Genomic DNA, 22,265 nt, shown 5'->3' on the forward strand with positions numbered 1-22,265 from the left:
TTGCCGGCCGGAGAACTGCCATGCCACTGATCGCCCCCATCCTGGACGACCGCAGTTTCGAGGACCTGTTCGCCGAGCTGCGCAACCGCATACCGGTCTACAACCCGGCGTGGACCGATCATCTCGACAGCGATCCGGGGATCACCCTGTTGCAGCTCTTCGCCTATCTCGGCGAAGGCTTGCAGTTTCGCTTCAACCAGATTCCGGAAGCCACCCAGATTGCCTTCCTCAAGCTGCTCGACCTGCCGATGGAGCCGGCGCGCGCGGCGCAGGCGCTGATTCGTTTCGAGAGCAAGGTTGGCAACGGTGTCGTCCTCTACGGCGGCGACCAGGTCAAGGCCGGCAAGACGCTGTTCACCCTGACCCAGGACGCGACCATCTGGCCGCTCGACTGCGTCACCGTGGCCCGCCGCAGCCTGCTTACCGAGGACGATCTCGCCGACAGCAGCCGGGTCAACAGCTACATCAACGGCCTCGACAGTGAACTGAGTGTCGCCGTCAAGGGCTGCGTCGACGCCCTGCGACTGGCGCAGGGCGAGGGCCTGACGGTGGCGCCCTACGATGTGCTGACCCTGGCCTCCGACGGTACTTCGGAGCCGGTCGACTTCTCGGCGACGGTCGATGCCTGTGTCTGGATCGGCATTCTCAAGCAGGAAGGGGTGGTCGACGATCCGCTCACCGACCTCGAGCGCGTCGCCGGGCGGCCGCTGTCGCTGTCGCTCGGTTTCGCGCCCGCCGTCTGGTATCCCGGCATCGACGAGCTGGCGCCGTGCGGCGCCGGCGACGGTCCCTCGTTGATCTGGCAGGCGTCGCTGGCGACACTGAAGAAGGACGGCAGTCCCGACTACACGCCGGTGCGCGTTGCCGGCGACACCAGCGCTGGCTTCACCCGCCAGGGGATCGTTCGCCTCGATCTGCCGGCCGACCTGGCGCCGCTCGGCCTGCCGGTCGCCCCCGCCGGGCTGGCCGGCACCGGCGATTTTCCGCCCGAACTCGACGACGACCGCGCCGACCGGCTGTGGTTCTGGCTGCGCGTCTGGCGCGGCGACGGCAGCCGCATTGGCGAAGTCCGCCTGCTCACCCTGAACGCCGTGGCCGGCGAGCAGACCGTTGCCGCCGGCGGAGAGCTGCTCGGCAGCGGCAACGGCCAGCCGGGTCAGCTCTACCAGTTGGCCAAGGCGCCGGTGCTGCGTGACGCTCGCTATCCGGTGCGTCTCCAGGTCGAGGAAAGCGGTGTGTGGACCGCTTGGACAGGGGTTGAAACGCTCGACGCATCGCTCGCCGGCGACCGCCATTTCTCGATCGACGGCGAAGCCGGGACGGTGCGCTTCGGCGACGGTTCGGCCGGCCGCTATCCGCAGCTTGGTGAGCGCATCCGGGTGATGGCTTATCGCTGGGGTGGCGGCGCAGCCGGCAACGTGCCGGCCAGGGCGATCGACAAGATCGGCGATACGCTGGCTGGCCCGGTGCCGCCGCCACCGCTGAAGCGGCCGGGGCAGGTGGCGTTGAAGTGCAGTAATCCGCTGCCGGCCTACGGCGGCGCCGACAGCGAAAGCCTCGACGACGCGCTGCGCCGAATTCCGGGTGAGTTGCGCCGCAATCACCGGGCGGTGGCGCGCGACGATTTTGCCGAACTGGCGCTGCAGACGCCGGCCGTCCTGCTCGGGCGCGCCGAATGCCTGCCGCTGTTTCACGCGCCGAGCCGCAGCCGCAAGCCGGGGACGGTCAGCGTCGTCGTCTGGCCGGCGCGCGACGCGCAGCACCCCAACGCACCGCTGCCCGACGCCTGGGAACTGACCCAGGTCTGCGGCTGGCTCGATCGCTGGCGGCTGGTAACCACCGAGCTGTACGTGATTCCGCCGACCTATCGGCGCATCGCCCTGGCCCTGTCGGTAAAAGTGCGCGATGGCTACGGGCTCGACGCCGTGCGGGACTGGCTGGACATCCTGCTGCGCCAGTACCTCGCACCGCTGCCGCCGTACGGTCCGGACGGGCACGGCTGGCCACTCGGCCGGCGGCTGCTGGCGCGCGAACTGCAAGGAGTGGCGATGCAGGTCGAAGGCGTCGAATACATCGAAATGCTACGCCTGGATGCCGCCAGCACCGACGAAGCGGGAAATGTCAGCTGGGCAGCCATCGAGGTCCTGCCGCTGGCGGGTTGGGAAGTCCCGGAAGTGGCCGCCATCGTCGTCGTCGATGACGCCACCGCGCTGCCAGCACCGGGTGCCGGGCTGGCCCCGCCGCTGGCCCGCCCGGCGGTGCCGGTGCCGGTGCTCAGGGACGTCTGCTGAGCCCATGAGCCCATGAACACGGAGCAATGGCCATGCGCCTGATCCCCGATTCCGGCTTCCGCATGCTGCGCGGCAGCGCCCACTGGCAGCTGTGCGCGCTGCACGACACGGCGCGCGTCGACGACCTGGTGATGCTCGCGCCGGCAGCCGCCGTCGCCGACGACGGGGGGCCGGGCGCGGGCTTTGCCGGCGGTTACGCGGGGATGGCTTTCGACCAGCGCTGCCGCCTGTTTCATCCACGGCCGGAAGCGGGGGCGGTGGACTACGTGCTGTGGGGTCAGACCAGTGCCCTCGGTGTCCATGACAGTGCCCCGCACCCGTTCACAATCACCGCCGCCGGCACCGAGGTCGACGGCAGTATCACTGGCGACCTGCCGCAGCGCCCGTTGGCGCTGGCCGGCGACAGCGCCGACTATCTGTACCTCGCCGACCCGGACAGCAAGGCCGTGTGGTTGATCGACACCTGGCAGCAGGAAGTCGCACGGCGGATCGAATTCGAACAGCAGCCACGCGATCTCGCGGCCTGTGGCGCCGAGGTCTTCGTGTTGCTCGCCGACGGCAGCACCTGGCAGGTCGGCCCATGCACGGAGCCGGTGCGCACAATCTGGCCGGCCGTGGCCGGCAACCGGCTGAGCATTTCGGCCGCGGCGCGTGGTGGGCTGCTGGCCTGGGTACTGAGCAAGGCCGGCCAGTTCGACGCGACGCTGCACGCGTTGCACCTCGGCAAGTCGATCGCCGTGCCCTTCTGTACCGACATCGCCAGCGAAGCCGAAGACCCCGAGTTCGGGACGCTGATGATTGTTGCCCAGCGCCCCGGCGAGAACTTCCTGCGCCTGCGACTGCTGGCCAATCAGCCGACCATGCTGCCACCGCTGATGGCGCCGCACTACGACGGGCGCGGCATCGCCCTGGCACCCGATTGCCGGGTCGCCTACTGGACCGCGCAGGGTCTGCGGCACGCGGCGCCGGCGCGGGCACAATATCGTCAGCGCGGCACCCTGTTTGCTTTTGCGCTCGATGCCGAACGCGACCAGACGCAGTGGGGCCGGCTGGTCGTCGAAGCCTGCATTCCCGCCGGCACCGAGCTTCGCTTCCGGGCGTTCACCCGCGACGAGCTGGAATTCGATGACCCGGTTGACGGCGTTGGCCTGGCCAGCGAGACGCCGGTGCTCTCGCAACACACCTGGGACCACTACGCCGGGCCGTCGCAGGCGCTTTTCCGCGACCCCTCGCAACGGCCGCTGCTACCCGCCCCGGCCGCCGGCTTCGCGCTTTACGACGCGCCGCTGATGGTCTCGCCGGGTCGCTATCTGTGGCTGGTCTTCGAGTTCGCCGGCACGCGCAGCAAGAGCCCACGGCTGCGCAGCGCGCGCGTCGAGTACCCGGGCCACGATCTGTTGCAGAAGCTGCCGCGTACCCTGTGGCGGGAGCCGGCGACGCGCGACTTCCTCTTCCGCTACCTGATGGCGCCAGCGGCACTGCTCGACGAATGGCAGGCGGTGGCCAGCGAACGTCATCGCCTGCTCGATGCGCGCATCGCGCCCGCATCGGCACTGCCCTGGCTGGCTTCCTTCCTCGGCCTGGTCCTCGATCCCTGCTGGTCGGCGGCGGTGCAGCGGCAGATGATTCTCGAGGCGGCGACGCTGTTCCGCACGCGTGGCACGCTGGCCAGCCTGAAGCGGATGGTCGAGATCCTGAGCGGCGCCGAAGTGGTGATCATCGAGCACTTCCGCCTGCGTGGCGGGGGTGTCGTCGGCAATCCGGAAGTCAATGCCTCGCAGGCGGTGCTCGGGGTCGGTTACCGGATCGGTGGCGCGATTGGCGGCGTGTCGGGCGACCCGCTGCGGCAAGCGCTGGCCACCGATCAGCCGGTCGGTTTGGACGATCCTGCGGATTTCGACAATTTCGATGATTTCGCCCATCGCTTCACGGTGAGCGTCGTCGCCGCGCTCGACGAGCGGCAACTCGACTGCGTGCGCCGGCTGATCGAAATGCACAAGCCCGCGCATACCGACTTCACCCTGTGCACCGCCGACAGCGGCATCCGCGCCGGCCTTGGCGCACACGTCGGTATCTCGTCGGTGATCGGCAGGTCGGCCGGCTTCGAGCAGGGAATAATGGGCGACGCGGTGCTCGGTGCCGGCTATCTGCTTGGCCGTCCCGAACTCGATCAGGAGGCGACATGAGCCTGACCATCGATCGCCTGCATAGTCGCTTCCACAGTTCGCAGCCTCTGCCGGCGCGGCGCCGCGACGAATGGCTCGGCGCTTTCGCCGCGGCCGACGGCGATGCGCTCGGCGCGGGGCTGGTCGGCGACGACGAATGGCTGTTCATTGCGCAGCTGCCGGTGGCGATGCGCTGGTCGCTGGATGCCGACGCGACGGCTGTCGGCGAGAACTGGCAAAGGCAGTTGCGCGCGGCCATCGAGCAGGCACTGGCCAGCGGCGATGACACGCAGCTCATTCGCTATCGCAGCCGCACGGAAGCGTTCGCCGATTTGCTCTATCGCAGCGCGCTTGGCGAGCGCCGCCGACAGTGGGTGTGGCAGCGCATGGGCCTGATCGCGCACGCCGATGGCAGCGCCGAGCAGGCGCTCGCCGCGGGGCTCGCCAGCCTCGTCGGCGAGCCAGCGCAAGTCTGGCCGGTGCTGCATCGCCTGCTTGCCGCCGAGAGCGAGACCGCGGCGCTCAGCGCCCTCTTGCGTGCCCTGCCGACGACGGCGTGGAGCCGCCTGTTCGCTGCCAGTCCACGCACCGCGGCGTACGCCGCCGTGGCCGACCTTGCCGGCGGTGCAACGGCATCGGTGCCGGCGCCGGCGTCGGCGGTCGCGACAGCGGTCAGGCACGCCTTGTCGGCGTGCCCGCAAGCGCGTGACTTGCTGCACTGGGCGGCAACGCGCGGGCGTTTCGCCGCCCGCCACCGGGAACCCTTGAGCGTACTGCTCGCTGCCCTTGCGTGGTCAGCGGCAGGGACGCCGGCGGCCGCCTTGCGCGAGCGCCTGCTCGCGGTACGCGGCGAACTGGCGGCCGCGATCGGCGCTGCCGACGCGGCGGCTGTGCGCGGCCTGCACCGGAGCGTCGAGCAGACGGCTGCCGAGCCGGGTCCCGGCAGCCAGGAGAGCCTTGCTACGGCAGAAACCGCATCCGCGATCAGCGAACCCGAAGCCTTGCCGGCACTGCCGCAAGCACCGGAGTCGATCGACTGGCATGACACCGAGTGGGGCGGTTCCCTGTTCTGGCTTGGCCGCTTCGCCGCCGCCGGGGCGCTCGACTGGCTCGCCGCACGCCCCGAATTGCCGCCTGACGCGCTGCCCTTGCTGCTGCGCGCCACCGCCGACGCGCTTGGGCTACCGGACAATGAACCGGCGAGAGAGGCTTTTTGCGGGGGGCAGCTAGCGCCGGGCGAAGTGTCGCCGGTGCTCGGTGACTACGCGGCGACGCTGGTCGCCGCCTGGTCGGCGTGGCTCGACGAGGCGGCGCCCGAGCTGGCGGTGCCGCGCCTGCAAGCGGTCTGTCGGCGGCGTGGCCGGATTCGTTTCGAGTCCGGCTGGATCGAGCTGCTGCTGCCGCTGAATGCGGTGGACACCAGCATCCGCCGCCTCGGCCTCGATCTCGATCCCGGCTGGCTGCCGTGGCTGGCTTGCGTAATCAGGATCCGCTATGAATGACGATGCCGCTCTGCAGTGGGCCGCACGGCAGGCGCTGGTCAGCGAGATCCGCGAGCATACCCGTCGCGAACTCGCCGACGTCGGCCTGCGCCTGGCGAACAGCCTGGCCCGGCGATTCGCCGCTACGGGTGAGGGTGGCGAGGGTGGATCTGTCGCGGCACCCGGACTCGAAGAAGCGCTATCGCGCGATGCCTTGCTGCCAGCGCTGGCCTTCGCCGAACGCTTCGCCGGCGAACTGCCGCCGGCCGTGCAGCCGCCGCTGCCGGCGCATCCGCTGCTGCGCCTGGAGGCGATCGCCCGCCCGCGCCAGCACGCCGGGCTGCTCAAGGACCTGTTGCTGCTGGCCTGCCTGCCGGAGGCGCACGAAGGCTTCGCCACCCTGTGCCGGCTGGTGCACCCCGAGGGCCTGCCGTTGCCCACCGGCGCGCTGGCGCTGCACTGGCTCGAATCGGAGGGCGTCGGACAAGGCCATGGCGTGCCTTTCGCCGTCCGTGATGCGGTCGAGGATCTGCTGCACTACTCGCCACTGGCGGCGATGGGGCTGGTTCGCCTGCCCGGCAGCGGCCCCTGGCAAGGGCGTGGTTTGCGTGCCGGTCCGGGGGTCTGGGAAGCACTGATGGCGCGACCGCCGCAACTCGACAATGGCCAGTTGCTCAGCGGCTACGTGCAGGTACCCGGGCTCGATGACTGGCTGGCCTTGCCCGCCGTGACGCAAGCGGTTGCGGCACTGCGCCGTGGCCTGCCGTGCCAGGTGATGCTGGTCGGCGGCGACGCCGCGATGCGCGTGACGCGGGTGCGGGCGCTGCTCGGCGCGGCTACCGTGGTCGCCATCCGGACGCAGGTCGACCACGCTGGCGGCGTCGAAGCCGGCAGCCATCGCCAGTCGGTCGATGGCTACACCGCCGCGTTCATGCACCAGGCCTGTCTGTGGCTCGAAGCGCGACGCGACGAAGCGCCAGGCGATCAGACTGGCGAGGCGATGGATAGCGGCGTCAGCACGGCGTTGGCCGATCTTCCGGAGCTGCCGGTGATCACCAGCGCTCACTCCGAGCGGCAGGTGCCGCTGCTCGGCCTGGCCTTGATCCGGCTGTCGGTACAGCCCCTGGCACCGGTCGCCCGGCGCCGCCTGTGGCAATCCCTGCTGCCACAACTCGGCGAGCAGGCCGGCGAACTCGCCGCGCGCTACCCGATCGAACCCGACGATGCGCGCGACGTGGTGCGCGACCTCGGGATGCACCAGAGTCTGACGCAGCAAGCGCTGGCGCTCGAGCAGGTCGGTGAGTGCATCCGCGCGCGCACCACCTGGAGCAGCCGCCCGGGCATCCAGCGCGTCCTGCCGCGCGCCGGCTGGTCGGCGCTGCTGCTGCCGGAGCCGGCACGGCGGCAACTGCAGCACGCGGTGCAGCGCGTGCTGCAACAGATCACCGTCCTCGACGACTGGGGTTTCGCGCAGGGGCGCGGCGAGCGCCGCGGCGTGCGCATGCTCTTCTTCGGCACCCCGGGCACCGGCAAGACGCTGGCTGCCGAGGTCGTCGCCCGCGCGTTGGGGGTCGATATGCTGGTCGTCGACCTGGCCAACCTGGTGTCGAAATGGATCGGCGAGACCGAGAAGAACCTCGCCGCGGTGTTCGATATCGCCGAACGCTCGCGCGCCTTGCTCCTCTTCGACGAGGCCGACGCGCTGTTTGCCCGCCGCACCGAAACGCAGGACGCCCACGATCGCTACGCCAACCTCGAAACCGCTTACCTGCTGCAGCGGCTGGAGCGCTACGAGGGCGTCGCCGTGCTGACCACCAACCTGCGCTCCAACCTCGACAGCGCCTTCGCCCGCCGCTTCGAGTTCATCGTCGAGTTTCCCGAGCCGGATGCGGCGACGCGCGAAGCGCTGTGGCGACTGCATCTGCCGGCCGGCGCACCGCTCGCCGAGGATGTCGGCCTGCCGGAACTGGCTGCCTGGTATGCGCTGTCTGGCGCGCAGATCAAGAACGCCGCGCTGGCGGCGGCTTTTCTTGCCGCCGCGGGCGGTCGTGAAATCCATCAACACCATTTCCTGCTCGCCGTCGAGAACGAATTCGACAAGGCCGGGCGCGCCCATCCGGGCTTTCCGCCGCACACCGTCTGGCCGGCAGATGACTTCGCCGACGACCTCGTACCGACACCCGCCAACGGTCATGACTTGTCGCGACACCCCCGACGATGAACGCGATGACCGTTTCCCTCACCCCCGACCCCTCTCCCACGCCTGGGAGAGGGGGGATTCGTGAGTCGCGACCGCGACTTTCACGGTTGGCACGCTGACAGGAGGAATTTCCATGGCCACCCTGACCCAATACTGGAACGCCGAAGTGACTCGCCTCGCTACCGCGCTGAGTGCCGAGCAGGTGGCGCTGGCGAGCCTGCGCAACAGTCTGGCTGCCGCGCAGGCTGTTCAGCGCGCCGCTGCCGACGCGGTGCGCAGCCAGGGCAATGCGGTGACTGCCGCACGCAAGGCGCTGGCCGGGATTCCGATGCCGGCCGACGGCGACCCGCTGCTGTTGCAGATGGAGCAGGCGCTGGCGGAGCTTGCTGCCGCCCGGGTTGGCCTGGCCAACGCCGAACTCGAGGTGCAGGGCCTGCGTGCCGATCTCGGCCGTCAGCAACAGCGTGCCGAGGTGCTGACCGAAGAGCTTGGTGTGGCGCGTACTGTGCTGCTCCAGGCGACGCAGGATGCCGCGGCGCGGGCGGCGATGGCCGATGCGTTGACCACCGGCGATCTCGCTGGTCTGGCTGCCGACGCCGCCGCGGCGCTGGCGGCCGACGCGGCCAATGCGCGCGCGCGCGTCGAAAGCGAATTTCCATCGAGCGCCACGGCAGCGAAGGATTTTCTCAAGCGGGTGCGGGCGCGACGGGCGATCGTCGAAGCGTCGGCCAGCGCCGCCGTCAGCGTCGAGAGTGCCGCTTTCAACGCCAGTCACGATGCCCTGGCGCAGGCGCAGCGTGCCTACGCTGCGGCGCAGCAGGGGGTCGTCGCGCTGCATCAGGCGGCGCCTGCCCTGGCCGCCGACAGCGCCACCCTGAGCCGGCTGGCAGCCTTGCCGGTGGCGGTTCCGCCGACCAGCTTCCCGATCCTGACGCAATGGCAGCGCGCCCACCTGCACGACGCGAGCAAGAAGTCGGCACGGGAGACAGCACTCGCCAAGCTCAAGGATGTCGACGATGCCGGCGCCGCAGTGCGCGTGGCGCAGGCCAGCTACGACCAGGCGCTCTATGCCGCGCTGAAGGCCGAGCCCGATGCCACCCAGGCGCAGCTCGATGCGACGACGATCAGCGCCGAGCGCACCACCCTCGACGGCAAACTGGCCGACCTGATGACTGCCCGCGCAGCGCTCGACGGCGGCGCGCGGGCGACGCTGCAGGCCTGGTTTGCGGCCGTTCCCGACACCCTCTGGGAGGCGCTGGAAGGGCTTGACCGGGCGCTGGCGCGGCTGACCCTGTTGCAGGGGCCACCGACCGCCGCCGCTCTGCTGTCCGCACTCAACGCCGCCGAAACCAGTCTGGCCAGTGCGCTGAGTGCCGCCCGGCTGGCGCAGCGCGAGGCCAACGGGGCGGACGCAGCATATCGCCGTGCCAGCGCTGCCCGGCTGGCCGAAAACGAAACACAGGGACAGCGCGCACTGGCTTTCGCTCGCAGCAGCGCCGCGTTCTGAGCACGGAGACGACCATGAAAGCAAACGACACCCCCGGCCTCGGTTGCAGTGGCGTGCCGGTGATCGACCGCTGCGCGGCGAGCCTGCCGGAGAACCCGCAGTGCGCGCCGAACTATCACTTCGGCATGCTGCTGGGGGTTGCCGACTTTCGCGCCGAGCAGGGCTTCCACGTTGGTCGGCTGCGTCGTCACCAGCGCCTGCTGCACGGTAGTGGCGTCGTTGCCGGTTATCCGGTGCGCTTCGAAAGCGAGGATTTCGAACTGCACGTCGGGGCTGGCTACGCCATCGACGCGCTCGGCCGCGACCTCGTGCTCGACAGCGAGCAGTGCGTCAGCCTGCCGAAGTGGTGGGAGAAACACGCCGGCGACGAGGCGTTCGACGATATCGCGGCGGCCGAGGATGCCAACTTCGACCTCGACGTCGTCGTCTGCTACGCGACTTGCCTGGACCGACCGGTGCCGGCAATCGCCGAGCCCTGTGCCGGTGACGCTGCCGACATCGCCTACGCCCGTCTTTGCGAGACCGTGCAACTGGCGCTGGTGCGTCATGTCGACCCACCGCCGGCGGTCGTGCAGCCACCAGCACCCTATTACCTGCTGCAGCGCTGGCTGGGCCTGACCGCCGCGGCGAGCGATGCCGAAGGTCAGCCGCTGCCCGCCGAGCAGTGGCTGCGTGACAGCCTGGATGCAGTCGAGGCGCTGCCGCTCGCCGAGCAGGCCGCCGCGCGCGCTGTTCTGCTCGGCGAAATCGGCGCGCGGGCGGTGGCCGACACTTCACCCTTCGCACCCGCTCACCTGGCCGATGAATCGGATCTGTGCCTGCCCATCGCCCGGCTGCGCGACGTGCATATCTGGCAGGATGCGGTCGGCTGGCACACCACGATTGGCAGTGTCGAACTCGGCATGCGCAGCTCCTTGCTGCCCGGCAGCCTGCTGCAGACCTTGCTGCTCGCCGATCCGCCGCCGGCGGCCGCGGTCGCCGGCGCCGTCGTCGTCGCCAACGGTGCCACGCTGGCCGGCAGTGACGTCACCCTGGTGTTCAGCCAGCGACTGGCCGCTGCCAGTGTCCAGGCAGAAGCCTTCGCTGCCAGCGAGTTCATCGATGACAGCGGCTGGCAGAGCTTCAGCTTGGCCGCCCCGGTCTACGACGAGACCGACCCGGCGCTGCCGACCGTGACCCTGACGCTCGACCGCGCGCCGGTCGGTTCGCGCTTGCGCATCACGGTCGTCGGCGACGGCAGTACGCCGTTGCTCGGGGCCAAGCTGATACCCGCCGGCGCGCTGCATCCTGATAGCGACGGCCGCACTCTCACCACCACCATTTTCGGGGGCTAGTCATGGGCAAAAACGAAATCACCGGCGAAACCGTCGAGATCAACGCCAAGGACGGCGTCGCCTTCATCGAGCAGGCCAGCCCGCTGACCCGCCTGCACTATTTTGATGGCCAGTTCCTGCGCGCCGATGCCTTTGCGCTCGAGCAGGACTACCACCGCACGCGGACCCGCCTGGCCAACCTGGCCGGCGGTTGGGGGGTGGTGCACGGCCTGGGGATTGCCATCAGCGGTGCACAGCTGCAGGTCACTGCGGGTCTCGGCGTTACCGCGGCTGGCGATTTCGTGCTCGCTACCGGCGACATGCAGGCCGCCATCGCCGACCTGCTGGCGACCGCCACCCCGGCGCCGGCCAGCGGCAATGCCGATTTCACCGATTGCCTCGAAGGCCCCAAAAAGGGCGTGGTGGAAACCGCTGGATTGGCGGTCTACGAGATCACCGTCGGCCCGGTCGAAGGGCAATGCGGCAACGAGCCGGTGTTCGGCAAGCTCTGCGAGAGCGCCTGCGTCAGCGATTCGCGTCACCCCTGGTGGCGCGAAGGCGTCGTTCTGCGGCTGCGTCCGATCAGCCTCAAGCTGCCTCCCGGCGGTGCTTTTCCGACCTCGTCGGTGCATCTGCGCAGCCGGGTTGCTTCCGGCTACTTCGCGGCCGAGCCCTGGCTCACTGCGAGCGCGATCAGTGGTGCCGGTCTGGCCAACGATCTGTGGTGCCAGCCAGCCAATTTGTACGGGCGCAACGAACTGGTCCTCGGCCTGCTGGTCCGCGAGGCGGGTGTGAATCGCGTGCTCGATGCCTGGAGCGGCCGCCGCGAGCGGATGGATACGCAGGCGCGCGGCTACTGGCAGGGGCGCATGGCGATGCGACCCTGGAATGTCTTCATTGCGCAGATCCTGCAGTTTCAGTGTCAGTTGAGCAGCAGCTTCGATGGCGGTAGTGGCGTCATCAAGCCAGCCGACGACTGCGCGGATTTGCGCCAGCTCCTCGACAAGACGCGGCGGGAACTCGAAGCGCTGCAGAAGAGGTACAGCGAGAGCGCGGAGAAGATCGTTCGTTCTTTTGGTAGCCGGTCGACCAAGAAGGCGGCGCAGGATGCCGCCCACGAAGCCAAGATCACCCACGCGGAACTCTACGAACTGAGCAGCAAGCTGTCGGCTGCGGACCTCGGGCAGGGTGCCTTGCCGGCACAGCGCATGCTGATCAACGCCGGTTTCATCGAGCTGCCGCCGGCCGGTTACCTGCCGGTAGCGTCCGGCAAGGCCGGGGTGGAGGAACAGCTCTCGCGAATGTTCGGCGAGGGCGTCGTGCTGCATTACCACGCCGTACGCGCCGACGAGATCGCCCATCTGCTGGAAGAAGCGCAGCACATGCAGCGCATCTCGCTGACGCGCGGCATCGACAAGCCTGGCGAGAAGGAGCAGGTCGAGATCTTTGTTCCTGACGGAACGGTGGTCGACCTGCGGGCGCAGGCAGTCGGCACCTGGTGGCAGGTAGATATGCTCACCGTGGCACTCGAGGTCTTTGATTTTGCCTTCGACTTCGGTCGTGGGCCAGTGGAAGCTGCGGTCGCGGTGGAGGCAGAAACGGCGACCGGAGCCCCGGGAGCCGCGGATGTGACTCTCGAGCTCATGCGTGCTGCGCGTGCGCAGACGGCGGGCGAGGAAAACGTCCTGATGACCCATGCCAACTGGCGGAATAGCGGTGATCCTGGTGCTAATCACACCGCTGGTATGAGCATTTTCAACCCGGTCGCTGCGCCGATGCTCTCCGGGATGGCGCGCAGCGAAGCCCGGGACAATGGAACTTACGGGCTGACGCTGGTTGCCGCGACCGACGCGCAGCAAGCGGCTGGCAACGCTGAAGTGATCGAGCGCGAGAAGATGAATGGCTTCAGTGTCATCAATGTCGGCGGGATGAGTGTCTATTTTGCCGGTGACGTCGGCGGCGATCCGTTCGATCTCAAGATCGGCGAAGCGATCACTGTCAAGGCGGAAATGCGCCTGCTGCTTGGCAGCCGGGGAAGCGTTGCGGGCGCCGTCGGGGAGCTGACGCTGCTGGCGCGCAAGCCACAGGAGAGCTACGTCGAGTTGCTGGTGCAGGTTGATCTTGACGTCAGCAAGAGTCGCACCCGTGCCAAAGGCGACGTGGCATCGGCAAGCGAGCCCAGCTCCCTGCGCTTCACCATGCTGCGCAAAGGCGATGGCGATGCGGGCAGCTTTGCTCTTGACGATCGCTTTCATGATCCGGCGAGCTCGCCGGTATTCGTCGACTGGGAAGACGTGCCGCGGCGCGCGCGGCTGTCACTCAACGCCGCCAGCGAGAGCCAGCAGGACGTTCTCAAGAAAGTGGCGCGAGCGATGATGATCAACACCAACACCGGCAGCAACGCCACCACCAACGCCGGCGCCCAGTACGCTGCCGCAGGGCTGTTGACGTCACGCCAGCAGTTGCTGGTGATGAACGCGCTTGCCGCTATCCCGGAAGCGTCGAGCGCGCTCGGCGTGGCGGCGATGAATACGCTGGTGGCGATCGCCGACGCCACCGATGACGCCGCTTTCCTGGCGCGTGCGCGCCGGCGTTTGTTCCCGACGCTGGACATTTCGCTGGCCCAACAGGTGCGCGCCACGCAGGACTGGGTGATGTTCCGTCGGGCGCGTACCCATCTCTGTCCGCCGGTTTGCGCGCCGGTGATGATGCCGGCGATCGAGGGCTTCCAGATCTGGCACCTGCGCCTCGACGACGCCAAGGCGCTTGTCGTGCTGCAGGCTGCCCTCGAGAAGGGCGACCTCAAGGCGCTCGCGAGCTTCAAGTTCCAGCGCGTCGGCATTCTGCGCTTCCGCGATGGAAGTTCCTTTGCCGAAGAATCTGCCGACCGCGTGCTGGCCATGTGGCAACTCGCGCAACCGGCGCCGCAGGTGGTTCTGGGTCGGGTATGGGAGACGGCGCCGGCGACAGGACAGGGATGGGAGAACCATTTCCGTTTGCGCAACATGCTTGAGCAGATCGCCAGCATCAGCACGCCGCCGCCGCGCGGGCAGGGAGCCCTGGCGGCGATTCCGGAACCGCCGGCACCGCTGGCCGACGGCGCGCTCGACGGCGGCATGCTGGTGGTCAGCATGCAGGCGGGTGTTCAACTCAAGCCGCACCGCGTGATCCTGTTGGCGCACACCTATCATGCCAATCTCAAACCGGTCTTTGACAAGAACCCGGACGAGGGTTGGGCAGGCCTGCAGCAGGTGCTTGCGCGGGACCCGGCCGCGGTGATCGATCTCAGCCTGGCTTTCGATCTCACCAACCAGCTCGATGCCGACAACCTCAAGAAGCTGGCCGAGGGCGACGCCACGGCGATGAGCGGCCGCACCGACTTCGGCTATCAATTGACCTTCCTGCGCATCGATGCCGCGCAGGTCGACAGCAACACCGACCCGCAGGCGCGCCACAAGGTAGTGACCGACAACGTCGGCAAGGCGCAGGCGGTCACCGATCGTTTGGACGATGGGGTGGTGCAGGTCACGGCCAGCGATCTCGGTGGCGGCGCGCAAGTCGTAAGCGTCGTGTACTACCTCTCGATCGTCGAAACCGGCTGACCCGGAACACGAGAACAGACGTGGCGACGCCGGCCCCTCCTGCCGTGGAGCACAAGAAACCGACAACGCCGCCGACCGCGGCGGGAAGGGGCGAGAGCGGCAAACAGCAAGGCACCGGGGCGAACAAAGCGCCGCAGCAGCCCGATGGCCGGGCCGACGCTGGCCAAGCAGCGTCGGCGGGGAAAACGCAGGGTGGCGCACAGCCGGCGCCAAGCAGGGGCGGCGCAGGGCCTGCCAGCAATGCTGAGACGGCGAGCAGCCGCAGCCAGCAACGTTTCGACCGCATGGCCGTGCGTGCCAAGCTGGCGGTCAGCGAACCCGGCGACGCCGTCGAACGCGAAGCCGATGCGGTTGCCGACAAGCTTATGCGCATGCCGGAGCCGGCGGCGGCCGGCGGGCCCGGCGCGGCCGCTGGCAGGCCGGAGCAGGTCAAGCGACAGGAGCAGCCCGACAAGAAAGCACCGGTCGCCGGCGGCGGCAAGGCAGAGCCGACGAAACAAGCGGCGGCGGGCGCTACGCGCGCTCCGGTCCACAACGCGCCGCCGGGCACTGGGCAAACGCCGGGTCAAGCGCGGCAGCAGGGGCCGACACAGGCACCGGCACCGGTCCAAGCCAACTCGACGCAAGTTGGCGACGACAAAGCCATCACGCGCCAGGCTTCCGGTGGTGAGGCATCAGCGGCCGCCAAGGAAGGTCAGGCGGCGGAAAGCAACACGCCATCGACGCAGGCCGACTTGCTGTCGCGGCTCGGCGAAGGCGCGCCACTCGACGCCGATAGTCGCGCTTTCTTTGAACAGCGGCTCGGGCGCGATCTCGGCGACGTGCGCATTCACAGCGACGATAGCGCGGCCGAGGCCGCCCGCCTGCTGCACGCCCGCGCCTTCACCTGGGGCAATCACATCGCCTTCGCCGGCGGCGAATATCAGCCGGCAACCACCAGCGGGCGGGCGTTGCTGGCACACGAGCTGGCGCACGTGGTCCAGAACGACAGCATGACGGTGAGCAACGTCGTGCGGCGCAAGGTGGACAACCCGAAGTACAAGGATGGCAACGACATCAGCAGCGAGGCGATCGATCCGGCCAAGGACAAGAAAGCCCGGCCGGCGCTCGAAACGCTCAAGTTGCCGGCGATCAAGGCACGGCACGCGGATGTTTACCAGAAGCGGGCCGGCAAGTCCTTGCGGCGGCCGAAGGGCTACGACCGCAAGACGCCACCGTTCCAGACCGAGCAGGTGAAGAAGTGGAAAGAGGCCATCGATCTGGCGGCGTTTTACGCCGCAATCGGCTTTGAGCCGGGTAGCGGCCGCCAGACGCTGACCTTTTACGGCGCCACGCAGCAAACCATCGCCGGCACCGAAGGCGAGATCCTCGAGCAGCTGAAGGTTCCGAAGTGGACACCGGACGGCAGCTGGCTGGCGTCCGCCCTGCAGGTCGACCATATCGTCGAGGTCCAGTTGGGCGGCGAGGATGCTTTCGCCAACTACGAGTTGCTGACCGGCAAGCACAACACCAACGTCGGCTCGCAGTTGCGTGCGGTGATCTACGCTAATGTCAAGGTCTACCTCGGCGCCGTCGACAAGAACACCGGCGACCCGCTGGTCAAGAAATATCTCGATGATTACGACATCGAGTTCAAGAAGATCGAGGGGGGCGGCGAGGGCAAGACCCCTGAAAAGACCGCCCAGTTCTGGAGCCGCACGGAGATTGCCGCCGGCAAGCACTTGGTCTGGCTGCAGGACGAGAAGCGCGCCAAGAAGGACGAAGGCACCGACAAGACGCGCTTCGCGCTCTACTCGCATACCGGCCAGGGTTTCATCGACGCTTTTCCCCTGAACAAGAAGACGGTCAAGGTGGTCGATAGCGGCCGGTTGGCCGGGATCAAGATCGAAAAGATCACCATCACCGCCGACCTCGATCAGGAGAACAGCGGCAACATCGGGCAGGTTCTCGGCAAGTGGGAGCTCCCCACGGGCGTCGAGGTCAATGCGGGCACCAGCTTCCAGAGCACGCTCAACGGCGTCAAGGGCAAGAAGTACGCCGGCGCGCTGAGCATGCCGCCGCCGCCCAAGGTCGACGTCAAGGGTAGCAGCCCGGTCAGCTTTGGCGAGGTCAGTTTCGTGCGTGGCAAGCTGAGCGCCGACGGCACCTTGACCGCCAGCCATCCGCTGTTCGCGGGCGTCCAGATCCCGGTGCGCTGGCGTGGCGATGACTTCGCCTTCGAACACACGTTTTCGGTCGATCAGCTGAAAGGCAAGCTACCCGTTCCGGGGCTGACCATCGACGATGCCAGTCTGACCCTGTTCTTCGGCACCCGGGGGCTTGGCGCCGACGGCGCGATCAGCTTCACCATCGCCGGGCTCGGCGCCGGCATCCTGACGGTGACCATCAAGCAGCAGGGAGCGCAGGGGCCGGAGCTCGCCGCAACCGGGACGCTGACCGCCGACCGCAAGCTGTTCGACCTGGCCACCGTGGGCATCGGTTACTCGACCAGCAAGGGCTTCTTCGGTAGCGGCACGCTGGGGATCACCAACCCGGACAAGATCAAGGGCATCAAGTCGGCCAGCCTGAAAGCGTCGTACGCCGATTCGCTGTTCACCGCCACCGGCAACGTCGAACCGGACATCCCGGGCCTCAAGAGCGCATCGCTGAGCGTCATCTACGGCAAGGACACGCTGCAGATCACCGGCAAGCTGGGTATCGACGAGAAGGTGCCGGGCGTCGAAGCAGCCGACATCACGGTCAGCGTGACGCAGGGCGACCAGGGCTGGAAGGTCGCCGCCAGCGGTGAGGTGACGCCGAAGCTACCCGGACTCAGCGGCGCAAAACTGCAATTCACCTACGATGATGGCGCGGTGCTCGTCGAAGGCGAGTTCGCGATCAAGAAGGGGCCGCTCGATGGCAAGGTGACCGCTGGCGTGACCAATGCCGAGGTCAACGACAAGGGGGTGCGTTCCGGCAAGGGCAGCGGCCGCAGCTTCAAGGTCTTCGGCAGCGCCGACATCAAGGCCGAGTTCATCAAGGACAAGCTCGACGGCAAGCTCAAGCTGCGCCTTCTGCCGGATGGCTCGGTGCGCGTCGGTGGCGGCCTGGTGGTCAGTGACTTCGAGGTCTTTGGGCGCTACCCCAAGGATGGCGGCGAATTCCTCAACAAGACCCTTGAGACGCCGCCGATTCCTCTGCCGGGGCTGGGCTTCTCGGTCGGCTCGGTCTCGATCGGAATCACCTTCTCGGCGTCGGTCACCGCCAAGGCGCATGCCTCGATCGGCCCCGGCAAGATGACCGGTATCACGGTGACGGTGAGCGAATTCGATCCGGCGACGGTTTCCTTCGCTACGCTCGAAATCGGCGGCGGGGCGACCTTCCAGGTGTACGGCGACGCCGGTTTCGGCGCCAGCGCACAGCTCAATCTCAAATTCAGCGCGGTGGTCGCCGAGCTGGTCGGTAGTGTCGGCGCCGAGGCCACGGTCGGCATACCGGCCGAAAAGCCGATCCTTTCGGCTGCCTCGACGTTTACCTACAGCCAGGCCAAGGGGCTGGATATCCTCAACAAGCTCAACCTGGATATCAGTCCGGAGTTGAAGTTCAGGCTTTTCGGCAAGGTTGCCGCACAACTCAACCTGCTGATCGATACCGTCACCGTGTGGAGCAAGGACTGGACGCTGGCCGAGGCGAACTACAAGCTGCCGGTGGCGATCAAGGCCAGTGGCGAACTCGGCTACAACTCGAAGACCGGAAAAATCAGACCAGAAGACCCGGCCAGCGCGATCAGTGTCGAACAACCGAAGCTCGACGCCAATGCGATGAAGGGCGTCCTCATGGGCGACTCGGCGCCGCCGGTGATCAAGACGCAGGACAAGGCGGGGCAGGAAGTCCCCGCTGCGGAACTGATGTCGATGCCGCAAGACCCGGTCTGTTCGGCGGATGACCAGAGCTTCTCCAGCGAGCCGAATCAGTCCGTGATGCCCAATCAGTCGGTGATGCCGAAGCGGGAGGAGGGCGACGGTGCAGCACCTGCCGTCGTCGACGAAAATCTCATCAGCCGCCTCGGTACGGGCGTGCCGCTTGACCTGTCGACCCGCGGCTACTTCGAACAGCGCATGCAGGCCGACCTTTCGCGCGTCGAGATCCATGCCGGGCGCGGCGCCGCGCGCGAGGCCGACCGGCTCGCGGCGAAGGCCTTCACGGTCGGCGAGCACATCGCCTTCGCGCAAGGCGAGTACCAGCCCGGCACGCCGGAAGGCCAGGAACTGATCGCGCACGAACTCGCGCACGTCGCCCAGCAGCAGGGCGGCAGTGGCGACGAGATCATCCTGCGCTGGCCGGCGGTGACGCGTACCACCGCGCAGACCGCCGAGACACCGGCCAGTATCCGGGCGATGAGCCTGTCCGGGTTTTCGCTGCTCACCGAGACGCAACTGGACTGGGCGACCAGCCCGGCGCTGCAGGCCGATGCCGCCGCGCTCGGGCAGTTTCGCGATCTGCAGACCTTTGCCGACGGCCCGAACATCATCAACGCCTGTGGCGACCTCAAGATGGGCGCCGTCATCGCCGAGGGCGTGCCGGCGGTCTACCCGGCCTTGCGCAAATACACCGATGGCGCGAGCAGCGGCGGCACCGCCTGGTTGCGCCGGACGGATGACACGACCAAGGCCGAGCGCTGGGGTTTGGAACTGGCGACGCTGGAAGCCGCCTGGCCGGCTGCCAACCTGTCGCTGGTGATGCGTGCCCCCGACCCGGTGGCCAGTCCATCGCCCTTCGAGAAACTGGAAAACCCCGCCTCGCCGGAGCTGCCGAATTTCATCAACTACCTGACCACCTGCACGCCGATTCTGTCCGCCGACGACGGCAGCGAGGTGGACTCTTTCCTGGCGTTGCGCGGTGAAGGGGCGATGCCGAGCAGCTATCTGGCGACGGTATCGCACGTCAAGGACTATCACCACTTCACCAAGAAGACGCTGGACGGTCTGGTCAGCAATGAAGCCTTCCCGCAATGGAAACAACAATGGGCGATGTTCCAGAGGCCACTGACAGTGGTCCTTTATCCGGCCGTCGATCACAACGGCGCCTTCCATCGCAACCTTGGCCTGCAAGGCATGGTCACCAACGCGGATATTCTGACCATCGTCGTCGAAGGGCACGCCTCCGTTGCCGATTACCAGGCCGAGCTTCCACCGCTAGCGTCGCGCTACGGGATCAAGGGCGAGATCTCACAAGCGATGATTGCCGGCCATGGCAATTCGACGGTGCTCGAGCTGGCTGGTACCGCTGGCGCTGCCATCGCCGGTGACCGGCTAGGTACTACCGGCGCCACCGGCACCAATACGACCGATCTGATGACCGAGTTGACGCGCTTGATGAGTGGTGACCCGAGACGGCGGCGGATCGTGCTCGATGCCTGCCTGACCAACTCGCATCACGTTGCCTCGGCGCTGCGCGCGGCGCCGGCGGACGCCGCGGCCGACGTGAACGCTGCCGTCACCGCCGATCCCAGCCTGCGCGATTTCGTCGCCGGCATGGCTGGTGCCGGCGCCAATGTCTTCGGCTCCAATTCGTCGTTTGCGCCGGCGCAGACCACTTTCATGACTCCCGGAACGACCGACATCGGTCTCAGCGTACCCGGCGATCCCGACCTGATTGCCAGCAAGCTGCAATACGTCGAATTCGGTACCGAACCCGAGGGCTGCATGCGCGCGGTGCTGGAATGCTGGGCGACCGACCAGCTCGCCGGCGCGCACGATTGTCGTGATGCCATCCGGCGCCGCATCGCTGCCGGTCAGTCCACGCACGTCGCCGGCGCCAATACCTGGCGCGAGAGCATCATCCAGCCGCTCTACGAACTGACCGTCAACAGCTACTGGGGAAACGGCGAAGCGATCCGCCAGATCGGCACCCTGGCGGGCAGCGTCTTTGAGTTGTACTGGCCGGGGCACACCACGGCGACTTCGCTGAATGCCAATCTCGGCGCTCTCGCGGGCAACGCCGCGCACATCGACCGACTGCTTGCCCGCGTCAGCGCCGAGCCGCATTACGCCGCCACGCCGCGCGTGGCGATGGTCATCGAGCAGGCCTGGATGCAGCATAGCCCGGCCCGCCGCGCGCAGTTCCTGACCGCGCTCGGTCGCTACAGCACCTGCCTGGAAGCCGCCGCCGACGTCAATATGGCCCTGGTCATGGCCCATGTGCCCCTGCTGCTGACCGTGCCACCAGCGGTGCCGCCACCGGCCGATCAGCTTCGGCTCGCTTTGCTGGCGACGCATCATGCCCCGGCCGCTACGCCACCGCCAGCGCCGCTGCCGCCGCATATTGCCTTCCTGGATGCCCTGCTCGGCGCTGGACCAACCTTCCCGGCCGCTTTGCGCATCAGTGCGGTGCTGGGCGGCCTGACCGGTGAGAGCGACATCCTCACCGCCATCGGCCGGCCGCTTGCCGCGGCGCCTGCGGCGCGCGGACCGCTCGCTCCGCCGCCCGATGCGAACATCGATACGGTTCGCGACGCCACGACGAGGAATGATTTTCGGGTCACCCCCTTGCGCGCCAACGGGGTGGTGGCGACCGTTCGTGACGACCTGTTGGTCCGCAGCACGCCGACCACCGGGACGGGGGCCAATATCTTCAGCCGGCTAGCGACCGGTAGCAGCGTCTTGGTCATCGGCGAGTCCGGCAACTGGTACGCCATCGAACAGCCGGCGGCCACAGGTTTCGTCGCCAAGCGCTACATCACGCTGGTCTGATTGCGCCGCGCCATCAAGAAGGCGATGCTGGCCATGCCGGCGAGCAGCAGCAGCGGCGATGGGGGTTCGGGTAGGGCGGTAAAATCTCGATAGGAGCCAGACAGTTCGTCATAGACGCCTGACTCGATGCCGCCGGTTTCGCCAATGAACAGGCGACCGCGCCAGGTGCCTCGTTCTGGATCCAGCACGATGAAGTCGTCGGCGTGGTAGTTGTCCGGGTTGACCGGCGCGCGATAGTCGGGCAACACCAGCCTCTCATCGAGTAACAGCATGATGTCCGCATAGCCCTCGACTTGCAGCAGATCTTCCAGTGGCCGCCCGTTTGGCTGAGGGTCGAGGTAGCGCTCACCGGAGCGCTGATAGGACTGGTCGCCACTCAAGTCGTCCTCTGTCAGTAGCTTGCCGTTGAAGTAATTGGTGTGCGCTTTGGTGACACTGACGACGTAGTGATCCAGCAGGATTTCGAGGATTGCGGCGGCAGAGGGGCCAGCCCACAGGGCACTGGTCAAAGCAAACAGTGCGAGTTGTAGCCATGTCAGGGTGTGCTGCAGGACGCCGCGATCGGGAAGGGTGACGGTCATCTGGATCTCCGCATGGTTGCCGGCGCCTGTAAGAAGGAATCCTTGCCACAGCCCATCTCGCCAGGGGCATGAATGCCGTGTAAGGCGGTGAGCCGGGCGTTTGCCCCGCCGCTACCCGATCGATCAGGAATGCCGGGAAGTGTCTAGGCAGCGCGGCTTGCCCCCTTGTCGCAGCGGAAAACAATGAGCAAATTGCGTGCCTGATGGGCGCGCGTCCATCGAATCAATGGCTTGACTGGCGACGGTAGGCTGGCGGCAAGGTACTCTGTAAGAAATATCGACAGTTGGCCGTCAATCGGCGGGTTCGCGTGGGCGGTCAACTTGACCAGCCGCGAGTGCTTGAACGGCCGATCATGTACCCGAATGTCGCGAGGCGGTGAGGGTGCGGACGCTG

10 protein-coding genes are annotated in these 22,265 nt (G+C 67.7%); 8 read left to right on the forward strand and 2 right to left on the reverse strand.

Annotated features, from left to right (window positions below; all coding sequences use genetic code 11):
* The first annotated feature begins 20 nt into the window (after positions 1 to 20).
* The 8 genes from RUW20_RS14690 to RUW20_RS14725 all read left to right on the forward strand — a co-directional run bounded on the left by RUW20_RS14690 (position 21) and on the right by RUW20_RS14725 (position 21,290).
* Positions 21 to 2,291, forward strand: a complete 2,271-nt coding sequence (locus RUW20_RS14690; RefSeq protein WP_313952977.1) for a putative baseplate assembly protein — start codon at positions 21 to 23, stop codon at positions 2,289 to 2,291.
* Between the two features lie 32 nt (positions 2,292 to 2,323).
* The gene (locus RUW20_RS14695; RefSeq protein ID WP_313952978.1) at positions 2,324 to 4,477 is read left to right on the forward strand and encodes a phage tail protein; all 2,154 of its coding nucleotides are present in this window, start codon (positions 2,324 to 2,326) and stop codon (positions 4,475 to 4,477) included.
* Complete coding sequence (locus tag RUW20_RS14700; protein WP_313952979.1) at positions 4,474 to 5,958, forward strand: hypothetical protein; 1,485 nt, start codon at positions 4,474 to 4,476, stop codon at positions 5,956 to 5,958. Before RUW20_RS14695 ends, RUW20_RS14700 begins: the two co-directional genes overlap by 4 nt.
* Positions 5,951 to 8,158 (forward strand): ATP-binding protein, encoded by a 2,208-nt coding sequence (locus RUW20_RS14705; RefSeq protein ID WP_313952980.1) that lies wholly within the window; start codon positions 5,951 to 5,953, stop codon positions 8,156 to 8,158. The genes RUW20_RS14700 and RUW20_RS14705 overlap by 8 nt, the downstream gene beginning before the upstream one ends.
* A 112-nt stretch (positions 8,159 to 8,270) precedes the next feature.
* Positions 8,271 to 9,644 carry a hypothetical protein gene (locus RUW20_RS14710; protein WP_313952981.1) on the forward strand — a complete coding sequence of 458 codons (1,374 nt, stop codon included), beginning with the start codon at positions 8,271 to 8,273 and terminating at the stop codon, positions 9,642 to 9,644.
* A 14-nt stretch (positions 9,645 to 9,658) separates the two neighbouring features.
* Entirely contained in the window at positions 9,659 to 10,978 is a 1,320-nt protein-coding gene (locus tag RUW20_RS14715; RefSeq protein WP_313952982.1) for a hypothetical protein, read from the forward strand.
* A gap of 2 nt (positions 10,979 to 10,980) precedes the next feature.
* Positions 10,981 to 14,559, forward strand: coding sequence for a hypothetical protein (locus RUW20_RS14720; RefSeq protein ID WP_313952983.1), 3,579 nt, complete (start codon positions 10,981 to 10,983; stop codon positions 14,557 to 14,559).
* 20 nt (positions 14,560 to 14,579) lie between these two features.
* Complete coding sequence (locus RUW20_RS14725) at positions 14,580 to 21,290, forward strand: DUF4157 domain-containing protein (RefSeq protein WP_313952984.1); 6,711 nt, start codon at positions 14,580 to 14,582, stop codon at positions 21,288 to 21,290.
* On the opposite strand, the gene RUW20_RS14730 is transcribed toward RUW20_RS14725, so the two are convergent.
* Both RUW20_RS14730 and RUW20_RS14735 read right to left on the reverse strand, forming a co-directional pair.
* Positions 21,272 to 21,871 (reverse strand): hypothetical protein, encoded by a 600-nt coding sequence (locus RUW20_RS14730; RefSeq protein WP_313952985.1) that lies wholly within the window; start codon positions 21,869 to 21,871, stop codon positions 21,272 to 21,274. The two genes, RUW20_RS14725 and RUW20_RS14730, sit on opposite strands and share 19 nt — an antisense overlap.
* A gap of 143 nt (positions 21,872 to 22,014) precedes the next feature.
* Positions 22,015 to 22,265 (reverse strand): hypothetical protein (locus RUW20_RS14735; RefSeq protein ID WP_313952986.1); only part of this gene is annotated, 251 nt, incomplete at its 5' end.

It is taken from the genome of Accumulibacter sp. (genome assembly GCF_032229525.1).
Classification (GTDB): Bacteria; Pseudomonadota; Gammaproteobacteria; order Burkholderiales; family Rhodocyclaceae; genus Accumulibacter.

Excerpts from the sequence above, each read along its gene's own strand:
- RUW20_RS14690 (WP_313952977.1), top strand. The coding sequence starts at position 21 with ATGCCACTGATCGCCCCCATCCTGGACGACCGCAGTTTCGAGGACCTG.
- RUW20_RS14695 (WP_313952978.1), top strand. The coding sequence starts at position 2,324 with ATGCGCCTGATCCCCGATTCCGGCTTCCGCATGCTGCGCGGCAGCGCC.
- RUW20_RS14700 (WP_313952979.1), top strand. The coding sequence starts at position 4,474 with ATGAGCCTGACCATCGATCGCCTGCATAGTCGCTTCCACAGTTCGCAG.
- RUW20_RS14705 (WP_313952980.1), top strand. The coding sequence starts at position 5,951 with ATGAATGACGATGCCGCTCTGCAGTGGGCCGCACGGCAGGCGCTGGTC.
- RUW20_RS14710 (WP_313952981.1), top strand. The coding sequence starts at position 8,271 with ATGGCCACCCTGACCCAATACTGGAACGCCGAAGTGACTCGCCTCGCT.
- RUW20_RS14715 (WP_313952982.1), top strand. The coding sequence starts at position 9,659 with ATGAAAGCAAACGACACCCCCGGCCTCGGTTGCAGTGGCGTGCCGGTG.
- RUW20_RS14720 (WP_313952983.1), top strand. The coding sequence starts at position 10,981 with ATGGGCAAAAACGAAATCACCGGCGAAACCGTCGAGATCAACGCCAAG.
- RUW20_RS14730 (WP_313952985.1), bottom strand. The coding sequence starts at position 21,871 with ATGACCGTCACCCTTCCCGATCGCGGCGTCCTGCAGCACACCCTGACA.